Source organism: Candidatus Erwinia haradaeae (assembly GCF_900698985.1).
In the GTDB taxonomy this organism is placed as follows: domain Bacteria; phylum Pseudomonadota; class Gammaproteobacteria; order Enterobacterales; family Enterobacteriaceae; genus Erwinia_E; species Erwinia_E haradaeae_B.
Map to the genome: position 1 here is coordinate 954348 of NZ_LR217730.1, position 12927 is coordinate 967274.

Sequence of the window (12927 nt, forward strand, 5' to 3'; positions counted from 1 at the left end):
ATTTTGTAATAATTTAGGTCGATGTTACCTAAAGCATATAATAAAAAATTTAATATTATTACTTTTTACAATTTCGAAAGATAATAATTATTTCTAAAAATAGTGACAACCATGTAATATAGAAAAACGTTGAATAGAGAGGCATTTTGGGTAAATTAATATTATTATTACTAATTCTTTTAAGTTGGCTGCAATATTCTCTTTGGTTAGGAAAAAATGGAATCAATAGTTTTTATCGTATCAATAGCGATCTAAAACTACAAAAAGAATATAATTCTATTCTTAAAGAAAGAAATGAAAAACTTTTATCGAGAATTAATGATTTAAATAATTCTGACGAAATTCTTAAAGAGCCAAATACTCAATAAACACGAAATATACAACAAATAAAAATTTTATATGACCTTAGATTATATATATAGTACATACAATATTACTAAGATAACTCTAAGAAACTGAATCTAATCTACCAGAAAAGTTATTATTTATACTCTGATTAAGGGTTATCGCTATAAGCGTATCAAACAAGCAGATGATATTTTTATATATATATAATAAAACATCATGGAAAATAATACCTCATTGATAGATGTAGTCGCTATAGTACCTGCTGCAGGAATAGGTAGTCGTATGCAATCTAAGCGACCTAAGCAATACCTCACTGTTGCCGGAAAAACAATTCTAGAGCATACTTTAAATGTATTGTTACAAAATATAGAAATTAAAAAAATAATAGTTGCGTTACATCCAGAAGATGTATATTTTAATCAACTATCAGTGGCTCGTAATTTACGTATCACTACTGTTATCGGCGGAAAATGGCGTGCTACTTCAGTACTAGCAGCTCTCCAAGCGGCTCCACCTGTTCAATGGGTATTAGTACACGATGCTGCCCGACCTTGTTTACACTCAGAAGACTTACAACGCATTCTAAGTCTTACTTTAAATAGCAAAATTGGTGGTGTTTTAGCGCTTCCAGTACGTGATACCATTAAACAGGCTGTAAATGGAAGTAATCAGATTTATACTAGTAAACAACGTGAGTCTTTATGGCATGCATTAACACCGCAATTATTTCCATTAAAATTGCTATTAAATTGCTTAAGAAAAGCAATTGATTTAGGGAAGCATATTACTGATGAAGCATCAGCACTGGAATGCTGTGGCTATCAACCTGAATTAATTAAAGGACGTAGTGATAATTTAAAAGTTACATATCCAGAAGATTTAGCATTGGCTGAATATTATCTCTCTACGAACGTTAATCTATCAGGACATACTATGCGTATTGGTCATGGTTTTGATATGCATGCATTTGGCGGTATTAGACCACTCATGCTCTGTGGTGTTCTGATTCCTAATCATCAAGGACTTCTAGCTCACTCTGATGGTGATGTAGCGCTGCATGCACTTACTGATGCATTACTTGGCGCAGCAGCCCTAGGGGACCTGGGCACTCTTTTTTCCGAAAACAATCCTCTCTACAAAGGAATAGATAGTCGTTTTCTTTTACGTGAAGTGTTTATACGTATTACAGAAAAACATTATCAAATCGAAAATATTGACCTTACAATTATTGCGCAAATTCCAAAAATCATGCCTTATATAACACAAATGCGTATAAATATTTCCGAAGACTTATGCATACATAAAAATAGCGTAAACATCAAGGCTACAACTACAGAAAAGCTAGGCTGTATTGGGCGAAAAGAAGGCATTGCCTGTGAAGCTGTTTTATTGTTAAGAAGATCGTAAGCAATTTAAACAAGATTCTCTATTATAAATAATAATACCCTAGATTATATGTAGTATCTGTATACTAAAAGTTAAATATTATCCACAATCAATATCATTGATGTTTTTTAAAAAAAATTAACCAACAATTAAAAAGCTAGAAGCTACTCATTAGAAATAAAAATAAATTGTCATAATTATAGATTATGACAATTTATTTTTTTATAACTAACATTAATAATTCTAATCATGTTAAAGCTTGTAAATATCCAATTCTATACCACTTCTTTAAGATTTATAGACTAATTCGAATTTTATTCAATCACAAAAATCACATCTTTAGAACTATCTAATTATCATTAATTAATATAGACTGATTTTCCTCTATAACTAAATTTTAGATATTAAATCATTCTAATCAAATATTTTTTACTTTACATATTATATTGTAAAAATTATCATTTATAAATAATAATATCTAATAAATGCATTTATATAAAATAGAATTAATCTTAAATATAATCTATTATTATAATCTTCATTATTTAGATATAAAAGACTTAAGTAAAAACTTTTTTACTTAACACTATAAAAATACATAACAAACTCAACTGATTAGTCTAATCATAACACACACAATAAAAATAAATTAATTACCATCTTATAAAGATTATTTATCTTTTTTGTTAAAATTTTTCAGTCTAATTATATATTGAATTTTTAAGTGCTAATCTTAACATAGGCAGAATTTCTCTCATCTTGCATCCAATTTTTCATTTCTTGGTAAAACTTACGATTAAATAATAAACGATAAGCTTTTTCTTTTTGCATGTCATAACTTTTGTCTATTATGCGAATATCAAGAATACGCATTACATGCCACCCAAATATAGAATGAACTGGCTGACTAATCTGGCCAATTGTAAGATTCTTTAGCATGTCTCGATACTCTAGATCAAACTTTTCTACTGAGATCCAACCTAAATCATTAATATCACATGATGAACCAAACTCTTTCGCAAACTTTTTTCCAATTTTATTAAACGATCTTTTATTATTTACATGCATTGAAACGTACAATAACTTTTTTTTTGCTTCAGTATTGGACATCATTACTGATGGTTTAAGTAAAATATGATCGGCATATAACTCAGTCACTAATGCCTGATTATTATCACCACGGATATCATTAACTTTTAAAATATAACAACCTGTACCAGAGTTAATCGGACCAATAATATCACCTTTATGTGAAAGCACTAAAGATTGAGAAAATAGAGATGGCAGTTCTTGTATTCTTTTCCAACCCATATCTATTCTTTGAATAGGCTGTAAGGTATTAAATTTTAAGGTATATATTTTATTCAAATCTACACCATTAGTGATATTTTGAATTAACTGTTGAATAATTTTTTTTTGGTTACTTAGTTGTTCTTGTGTTGAATTTACAGGTAATGGCAAAAAAATACTAGTAAGATTAAAATTAACTCTAGAACGTTGTTGCAAAGATATCTGCGTAGCCAATGAGTCCACCTCCTGAGGCGGTATACTTAAACGACGTCGCACTTCGCTATTACTAAATGCTCCTATTATCATATCCTGGCGTACTTGTTCACGATAAGCAGCATAGTTTAATCCCTGCTGTTCCACATAATTATGTAACTGGGTTATATTTAGTCGGTTATTTTTAGCAATACTTAAAATCGCCTCTTCCAATTGCTCATTATTAACATAAATACCAGACTCTTCTGCTTTTTGTAGTAAAATCCTATCTATTATTAATTTTTCCAGAACCTGAGAATACAAAATATTTATATGAGGTAAGTTTTTACCAGATTTTTGTGCTTGTATTTTTACAGATCGTATTATACTACCCACATCACTATCTAATATTATATTATGATTTACAACAGCTGCAATTCTATCTAAAACTTTTGGTTCTGAAAAAACCATTTTAGGCATTAATAATACACCAAGAATTAATAATTTCCACTTCATCATATTTTATCCATTCTCACTTCTCCTACTTTTTGAGTTAGTGATATTTTATAAATCATAATATTATATGATTTTTTGATAAGGTAAAATACCTTGAGATAATATTTGGCTAGAATCTAATTCATGATCGGAATTCACACCACGTAGTTCAATATGAAATGAAATTTTATTATCATATTGACTCTGATTCTGTTCCCAGCCGTTAATTTTACGTTCATAACCTAAACGGACCGCATAACAACAGGAGGTATATTGCATACCTACTAATTGATCAGCTATTGATCCAGTTTTTAAATCATAGTAACAAGCTCCAACCAGAGACCATGTATTCATAATGGGCCAGGTAGCAATAGCACCTACTTGTGATATGCCTTTCTCATATCGATCCTGATTACTATAATGTGCCAGGATATTTTTCATATACTCTGCATTGGTATACCGATAACTACACTGTAAAACATGTCTAGAATCATAACGCCATTCTAGAATCGTGTTCCCCTGAGAGATATTATCTACATGCACATCATACTGCACTCCTCCGCGTATTACTAAATGATCAGTGATTTTCCAATAACTGTCACTTGCTAATACGACAGAACCTCTAGTGTGATTCCGAAGAAAATCTCGAGGACCATGTACTGCATTAAATGAATAAATTTGCCCTACAGAAAAATTAAAACGCTCTAACAAATTAGGATTAATAACATGCATAGTAAAACCAGTAGCTACTTGATTTGCAGAAGTGATTCGATCTAGTCCACTATGCGTACTCTCTCGAAACAGACCATAATAGTCTCTACGTAAAAGCGTAGAATCATAAGCTTGAATAGAACTCTGATCACAATATGGAATATAGAGATATTGCGCTCTAGGCTCTATCATTTGCCTGTAATCTGAAAACCAGTTCATCTTACGCTCAAATCGCATGCTTCCATCAATTTTTAATTGTGGTAAAATTCTGTTCACTGAATTTTGTAATTTGATCGTGTGTTGTTTTTTTAAATTATAATATTGAATATTATATTGTTCGTAATGTGTGGCAAACAATTTTGCTGAAGCATGTATTGCATTCCATTCATTTATACGAGACCACTTAATATCTGGTTCTAGATGAAAACGCATCGCGCTCGGCATATGTGAATCCGCGTTAACAAATCTTGAAATCTGAGTGTATAAATGTCCATAAAACGGATAAAAATAACGATAGTAATAATTCAAATCAAATTGTGGTTCCGCACTATAAGTATCCTGTTGATCTTTGACTGACAAACTTTGAAATTTTTTTACTGATACCAGCGCATCCCAATTATGTTCAGTATATCCAAAGCTAAGCTTTTGAGTCATATAATCATCACTGGTTGTGCCATAAATTGAATCTAAATCTGAAAAATAATACGGATCGCTCACTTTTGTATAGTCAGCTTTAAATCGCCAATTCTCTAAATATACACTGCTGTTCTGCCAGTGAAATAACCATCTATTAAAAGATCTACCAGCCTTGATATGTTCCATCTTATGAATAACATCATGATTTAAATAGTCAAATTCGATAGTACCACTACCACCTATAAGATAACGGAACTCGTTTTTCCACTGTATGCCTCTTCGACTAATATAATGCGCCATGAATGTAGTATCCATTCTTGGCGTAATCTTCCAATAATAAGGAAGAGAATATTGAAAACCCCCATTTTTATTATAATATGCACGAGGAGTTAAAAAACCAGAACGACTTTTCTTACCTACCGGTATTTGAAAATAAGGGCTATAAAAAATTGGTATAGATCCCAGTTTAAAGCGCGCACCCCAAACTTCAGCTAACTGTTCATCGTGATCATAAATAATCTTTGATCCCGCAATATGCCAACTATCTTGCCCTATTGGACAAGAGGTAAAAGTTCCATTTTTTAGAATTGTATAACGATGAGAATTTCGTAACTGTATTTGATCGGCCATACCCCTTCCTTGGTGACCAATCATTTGATAATTACCTGCCCAAATATTAGTATCTTTAGTATTTAGATTTGACCAAGCTCTCAAACCTTTCAGCATTATCTTATTATCATAATAGCATACCTTGCCTGATGCAATGACAGTATTTGTCGGGCTTTTTGTACCTTTAGATACAAAACGATTAACTTGAAGCCTCTCAGATGTAATATGTCTTCTTCCTTGCTGAATATCAACATGACCACTAAATATTACGTTATCTGGATAAGTGCCCTGAGCTGTATCTGAGTGAATGACTACAGGTAACTGGTCTATCCCTTTTTTCTGAATTAGCAAATGATCATCTTGATGACCCTTAAGAATTGGTTCTATTATTAGGTTATTGGCTAACGTTTTCTCACTAGCAAATACTAATCTAAGTAACGCAATCAACAATACAAATAGCCTTATATTCATGCACCGTGTTAAAATTCCCTAAAAACTAACATTCTTTCTCATATATAGATAATATTTTAATATTGTATTTATATAACTCAGATATCTATGATATTCTCTATATTATAATGAAATAAAATCAAAAATAACCTATATGTTTCAAAAAGTGAAAGTAATTTGAAAAATCAGACTCTACCATTATAGATTGTATCCTTAATATGTCACTTTTCAAAAATTAACTCTAATCATTAGAATATTTAAAGATACTTATTCAATCTAGTACCCATCTAAAGTATACTCTACGACCATATATATGTCTCACAATAAACGTCTGTTGTCAGTCTATCAGATAAAACAAAGAAATATGATCTATATTAGGTAAATCATTATACAAAAACTATATATACTTACATCAAAATATTATTCTGGAATGATACGTGTACTATTTTAGTCATAATAATATCCTCTATGATGAGAAATACGGATACGTTAATAAAGAATAAGATATTCTTACAGTTAATGATATATATCATTATATATGTTTATATGTTATTCTTTTTATTTCTGTTAGCAATATAAAATTATAATTTTATATTTTTCTAAAATTTTTAGATGTTTTTATAATATTTTTATGTATTTGTGAAAGAAAGTTATTGTTATATCTAATGTTAACTCTTTGGTAACTATTTCGAATCAAGGAACAAAAGTAGTGCATTCTTTTAGGTAAAACTGTTCTTTATTAACGCAAAAGAAAATATGTATAATATATTTTTTAAGAAATCAAAAATAAAACACTCAATTATACACATACTACTAGTAATGCTGTGTAATCAAAATGCACAGAAAAGTAATATACTTATATATACGTAGTTTATAATAAAACATTATTTTCATTTAAGAATACTGGTTTATTTAAGAATATAATACAATTGGTTTTTGATAGTAAAACCTCTCCATCTAATCATATGATAACTTAGTCATAATTTATTGAACCATGGTAGATAATAACAGGATAGTATCCTATAGCATATTATTAACTAACGAGAATCACATCACATGAAAACTTCCCAAAATATTTATATAATAATACAGGGTTTAACTTGTGCCTCTATAAGGTTATTGATGTAAGCAATAAAATTAATTTTTAGAAATAGCCAAACCTATAGATAAAAACAGTCTCTCATAAATCTATGATTATATCATGGCAAATATAAAATGCATCTACTACTAAAATTCACCAGAAAAAGCTTATGCGGTTTAATTAACTACAGAACATATCATGCTAATATCAATTTATACTAAATGGATAGTACACATTATAGATATAGATATACCTAAGTAAAACTTCAAAAATTTAAAGAGATTTAAGATTCCTATAATAGATTAAGAGATTAATGATACGAGTCACAACAGTTTTTTTAATATTCTTATTTAAAAAAATATTAAAAACTTTTTTGAGATGATGTCTCACAACATAGAAAAAATCCCACATATATTATATTTGTAAAATATATCACACCATGTTGATACATATTGATTCTCTTTTATATTAAAAAGTAGAAGTTAATATTTTCAAGAGATCTCAGAAATATGATGACCTAATGAGGAGTTTATGTACTATTGGGGAAGAGTGTTAGGAATGGCTTGGGGTATACTGTCCGGTTTAGGATTCTGGGGTATCTTAATAGGTCTTTTTATGGGATATATGTTTGATAGAGCTCGCTCATCTACTTATCAACACGATATGTCTGATCAAAAAATACGTCAATCTCTATTTTTTTTTACTACTTTTCAAGTCTTAGGGCATTTAACTAAATCAAAAGGACGAGTCACAAATGCAGACATTCAAATAGTATCCCAATTAATGGATCGAATGAAATTAGATGAAGTGAGTCGTACAGAAGCACAACATGCCTTCCGCCAGGGAAAAAGTGTAAACTACCCTATGCGAGATAAACTACGTGAATTACGTATCGCTTGTGTTCATCGTTTTGATCTACTACGCATGTTTCTTGAAATTCAGATGCAAGCAGCTTTTTCTGACGGGATTTTACACCCTAACGAACGAAAAATATTATATATTATTGCTGAAGAACTAGGAATATCACATACACAATTTGATCAGTTTTTACAGATGATGGAAAGCGGGCAACAGTTTGGAGGAACCTATCAAAATGACACATCCTCAAAAAAGACAAATCATTACAATCCAGAAACAACAGGACCTACACTAGAGGATGCCTGTACTATGATTGGAGTCTCAAGTAACGACGATGCCACCACAATAAAACGAGCTTACCGTAAAAGAATGAGTGAACATCATCCAGATAAATTAGTGGCAAAAGGCTTACCTCCAGAGATGATGCAAATGGCAAAACAAAAAACACAAGCACTACAAGCAGCTTATAACCTCATTAAGCGGAAGAAAGGTTTTAAATAATCTTTGACCTAGCTAAAAATAGAAAAAATTTTTCAGTAAAAAATATATATATTCATGTCAGTTCAAATTTTATAATACGTAAAACGTTTCGGTGAATATAAATATGTGCTTTGATATTAATAAATATCTAACTAGATAGTGATTAATATATATTATTGTATTATACAAATACCATACGATCTATAATATAATACTTGCATTGATTTATTTTTATTAAAAATCAATTATTTTCATGAAACATTTCACTATTTTTATAAATAATAAGTTGAAAAGTATGTTATTATAATTTATAAATGTTTTTTATAATATTATTACAATTTATCTTATATTTTTTTCTTGAGCACAGTTTTTTAATATTTGTGTTATTATGTAATTATATATAATAACAATTAAAAATACATATTTTACTACTTTATTCAGGAACTTAATCTATAAAATATAATAAAAAAAATTCTAATAAAAAAAATATTTTTTTCTAATATGAATCTATATAGTATTATTATACTAATAATTTTAAATTGATTATTTCTCTTTAACATAAAGAATATTAAGCAGGATTATCAATATCAATAAATATAACCTCAAGATTATATTGCATCGATAGCCAGTCACCTAGCGCTTGAATCCCACCACGTTCAGTAGCGTGATGTCCTGCAGCAAAAAAGTGTAAACCTTGCTCCCGCGCACTATGTACTGTGTATTCTGATATCTCACCAGTAATAAACGCATCAACCCCAAAATCAGCAGCTTTATCAATAAATCTCTGCCCACCTCCACTACACAAAGCTATACATTCAATTAATAATGGTGCGTTATTTGCATAACAGTGTAAAGGTTCTCGTTTTAGCGCCACAGAAAGACGATTTTTAAATCTATCTGCACTTACTGGATTCTGAGTGGTTCCCCATAGAACTAAAGGGTTCATTATATTCCCTTTTATTTCAATATCTAACAATTCTGCTAGTTTTACATTATTTCCAAATTTTGGATGCACATCTAGTGGCATATGCCAAGCAAAGAGATTAATATCATTCATCAGAAGTGCTCTTAATCTCTGTCGTTTCATGCCTTTTATAACAGCAGGTTCATTTTTCCAGAAATAACCATGATGTACTACAATCGCATCTGCATCTAATCGAATAGCTTCATTTAATAAATCATAACAAGCAGTAACGCCAGTGATCACTTTCTTAATTTGCTTACGTCCCTCTACCTGAAGACCGTTGATCACATTATCATTGAAAGTCTCAGTATGTAGAAGCTGGTTGACCTTTTTTTCTAATTCAGAATTAGACATCATAACAACTCATCCCGTTATTTTATATCTTGTCCATAATTAGCCTATATTTTTATACTAAATGTCTAGAAAAATCATTACATCGAATCAATAACACAAGATGCCTTTCTTGATAAAATGATCTGTAAATGAGTTAGAGATTATTATTATAATCCTCAAGGTATCTATACATTATTATATAATATGATACATAAAAAATATACCCTACTAGCATACTCCTGATACTTTAAACTGTATAATTTAAATAAACACGCTAATCTAAAAAAATAATATTAAATATTTAATATCATATAACCATCCTTAATATATATTTCTGATAACTATATCTAATAATATACTGCTATATTACGTATGATACATAGACATATCTAAATACTATTATCATATATTAAGCATACTCACAGTAAATAAATAAAAATACTCTTAGTATAACTAATGAATACTTATTAGTTAAGTTGTCCATGCAGCAAGTATAATGGCAAGATGTATCATGTCATGTTTAATATATACCACTCTAATAAGAGTCATTCAGTAGTTCTTTTAAGTCAGATAAATATCTGCTAGATGCTACTAAACCACTACAAAAAAAACCCTCGCACATCGCAGAAAATGCAAAAAGAATAGACTTTTATAGCTTGATAACTTTATTTTTCAAAAATAACTACAATACTTCACTAATCTTTAATTAGTAAAATTCTTTACTCACCCCAAAATTACTACTTAAGAATTATTGAATATTGCAATAACAAACTATATTTAATTTTTGATTAATCACACTTACTATGATTTAATTATAATAATATTAATTAATCTACTTATTATAAATAAACTAATTAAAAACTATTAATTTTATAATACATGCACTGATGATGTATTGGTGGTGCCACTAGGAACCAACGCACCAGACACCATTATTAATGTATCGCCTTTTTTAGCGTACCCACTAGCCGCAGCCGCTTCCTTACCTAATCTATAAAAATCATCTGTAGATGTGAATCTATCAACTAATAATGTTTCAATACCTTTACTTAATTGTAACTGCCTTGCTGTTTTTTCATTAGTTGTAAGAGCTAAAATAGTAGCACATGGACAATACTTACGTAAAGACTTAGCAGATTTTCCACCTTCGGTGGCTACAATAATTAACGGAGATGCAAGTTTTTCGGCAATCTCAACCGCACTACGACAAACTGCTTCAGTTATATGCATAGTACAACTATCGTTCTTGAAATCTGTCATCCCTCGCATAACGCGATCGGTTCTCTGACAGATGTTTGCCATGATATCGACTGATTCTATTGGATAGTTGCCTTTTGCGCTTTCACCGGATAACATAACCGCATCCGTGCCATCCAATATAGCATTAGCTACATCTCCAGCTTCTGCACGAGTTGGTCTTGGATTTTTTATCATCGAGTCAAGCATCTGAGTAGCAGTGATAATTACCTTGCGTTCGTAATTACACTTTTTAATCATCATCTTTTGTGCAAAAATTACTTCTTCAACCGGAATTTCTACACCGAGATCACCGCGTGCAACCATAATACCATCAGACACATTAAGAATTTTTTCAAAATTATATAAACCTTCTTGATTTTCAATTTTAGAGATAATTTGAATATGCTCACCACCGTGAGAATTTAGATGTTCTCGAATATTCATAACATCAGAGCACCGCCGAATAAAAGAAGCAGCAATAAAATCAACATCCTGCTTGCATCCAAAAATAAGATCTAATTTATCTTGCTCTGCTAGCGCTGGTAAATTAATTGAAACACCAGGCAAGTTAATACCTTTACAAGAGCCAAGCTTGCCGTTGTTTAGAACCCGACATGTGACCGTATTCCTTGTTACTGAAATCACCCGCATACCAATTAAACCATCATCTACTAAAACAGTGTTACCAATATTTAAGTCTGTAGAAAAACCCGGATAAGTTACCGCTACCCCATCAGAAGTCCCGATAACATTTGGATCAGTAGTAAAGTGAAATACTTGACCAGCGATTAAAGAAACATCCTTGCCATCTTTTAATCTCATAGTACGAATTTCTGGGCCTTTAGTATCAAGAAGAATAGCTGCCTGATACTTACTAATGTTCATAACATTACGCAACCTGGTAATACGTTGAGCATGCTCCCGATAATTACCATGAGAAAAGTTTAAACGCATAACGTTCATTCCAGCTTTTAGAAGTTTCAAAAGCATCTCTTCTGATTCAGTTTTTGGGCCGATCGTGCAAACAATTTTTGTTTTTTTCATAATGATTTTGATCATATCCTAGATAAATGAATGCATATATTAAAGACATCGATTACAAACACCTTAATAACCGTAAGACTAATATATAATAGCGTATTAAGATTATATATAATATACGCTATATTTATAATATAATAAAAATACTGCGCAAGTGATTCTCTCCAGCTATCTAATGTAGCTTATCAACTAAAGAGATAAACTCTATACCAGTTAAATTATAAATCTCATTTCTTAGAATAAAAAACACTTTTCTGTTCAAAAATAAAACACATACATATAGCTCTACTTGTTGATCTGTAAAACATCTTTAGTGTTTAAGTAAGCTTTAATATTTAACTAGGCTTTCTTCCAATGTAACCTTACGCTCCTAATAGTGAGTAAGTTGTAAAATATAGATATAACACACTTCTATCACATAGATTATAAAAATGCCTGCAACTTAAAACGTATTATAAAATGAGCTATACTAGTTTATTATCTTTTTTAAAAAGTATATTGATATGCATACACCAATATTATATTACATAATAATTTGTGGATAATAGGAAGGAATGTTAACAACTTATAAAACATGTAAAGGTTCCTAAAAAGTAAGAAGATTACAGTTTAAAAAACCTCAAATATTGTAAGCTCATGTATTATTCATGCCAAGGAAGATGTTTATCTATGTTAGTGAAAATATTATTTTAATAACTTATTAAAAATTAATATAGCAATAATTTGTATTTAATATACTCTCTATTTTTAGTAGCATACTAAAAGTATTAGTTTTTATTCTTTAAGGATAATGATAAATAGAATATTATTCATA

General features: G+C 30.0%; 7 protein-coding genes. 3 read left to right on the forward strand and 4 right to left on the reverse strand.

Translation table 11 applies throughout. The features are described 5' to 3' along the window. The first annotated feature begins 146 nt into the window (after window positions 1-146). Entirely contained in the window at window positions 147-368 is a 222-nt protein-coding gene (locus ERCIPSPA2889_RS03010; protein WP_157989351.1) for a septum formation initiator family protein, read from the forward strand. Window positions 369-564: 196 nt separating this feature from the next. Then, entirely contained in the window at window positions 565-1755 is a 1191-nt protein-coding gene (ispD, locus tag ERCIPSPA2889_RS03400) for a 2-C-methyl-D-erythritol 4-phosphate cytidylyltransferase (RefSeq protein WP_157989352.1), read from the forward strand. A 699-nt stretch (window positions 1756-2454) separates the two neighbouring features. On the opposite strand, the gene surA is transcribed toward ispD, so the two are convergent. Both surA and lptD read right to left on the reverse strand, forming a co-directional pair. Then, window positions 2455-3735 carry a peptidylprolyl isomerase SurA gene (gene surA / locus ERCIPSPA2889_RS03020; RefSeq protein ID WP_157989353.1) on the reverse strand — a complete coding sequence of 427 codons (1281 nt, stop codon included), beginning with the start codon at window positions 3733-3735 and terminating at the stop codon, window positions 2455-2457. A 60-nt stretch (window positions 3736-3795) separates the two neighbouring features. Beyond that, window positions 3796-6138, reverse strand: coding sequence for an LPS assembly protein LptD (lptD, locus tag ERCIPSPA2889_RS03025; protein WP_157989354.1), 2343 nt, complete (start codon window positions 6136-6138; stop codon window positions 3796-3798). Window positions 6139-7729: 1591 nt separating this feature from the next. Between lptD and djlA the strand changes: the two genes are divergently transcribed. Continuing rightward, window positions 7730-8557 carry a co-chaperone DjlA gene (djlA, locus tag ERCIPSPA2889_RS03030; RefSeq protein ID WP_157989355.1) on the forward strand — a complete coding sequence of 276 codons (828 nt, stop codon included), beginning with the start codon at window positions 7730-7732 and terminating at the stop codon, window positions 8555-8557. A gap of 547 nt (window positions 8558-9104) precedes the next feature. Here djlA and ERCIPSPA2889_RS03035 read toward each other — a convergent pair. Both ERCIPSPA2889_RS03035 and pykF read right to left on the reverse strand, forming a co-directional pair. After that, the gene (locus ERCIPSPA2889_RS03035; protein WP_157989445.1) at window positions 9105-9854 is read right to left on the reverse strand and encodes a Nif3-like dinuclear metal center hexameric protein; all 750 of its coding nucleotides are present in this window, start codon (window positions 9852-9854) and stop codon (window positions 9105-9107) included. A gap of 849 nt (window positions 9855-10703) precedes the next feature. Then, the gene (pykF, locus tag ERCIPSPA2889_RS03040; RefSeq protein ID WP_157989356.1) at window positions 10704-12116 is read right to left on the reverse strand and encodes a pyruvate kinase PykF; all 1413 of its coding nucleotides are present in this window, start codon (window positions 12114-12116) and stop codon (window positions 10704-10706) included. Window positions 12117-12927 lie beyond the last annotated feature (811 nt).

Excerpts from the sequence above, each read along its gene's own strand:
- ispD (WP_157989352.1), top strand. The coding sequence starts at position 565 with ATGGAAAATAATACCTCATTGATAGATGTAGTCGCTATAGTACCTGCT.
- surA (WP_157989353.1), bottom strand. The coding sequence starts at position 3,735 with ATGATGAAGTGGAAATTATTAATTCTTGGTGTATTATTAATGCCTAAA.
- lptD (WP_157989354.1), bottom strand. The coding sequence starts at position 6,138 with ATGAATATAAGGCTATTTGTATTGTTGATTGCGTTACTTAGATTAGTA.
- djlA (WP_157989355.1), top strand. The coding sequence starts at position 7,730 with ATGTACTATTGGGGAAGAGTGTTAGGAATGGCTTGGGGTATACTGTCC.
- ERCIPSPA2889_RS03035 (WP_157989445.1), bottom strand. The coding sequence starts at position 9,854 with ATGTCTAATTCTGAATTAGAAAAAAAGGTCAACCAGCTTCTACATACT.
- pykF (WP_157989356.1), bottom strand. The coding sequence starts at position 12,116 with ATGAAAAAAACAAAAATTGTTTGCACGATCGGCCCAAAAACTGAATCA.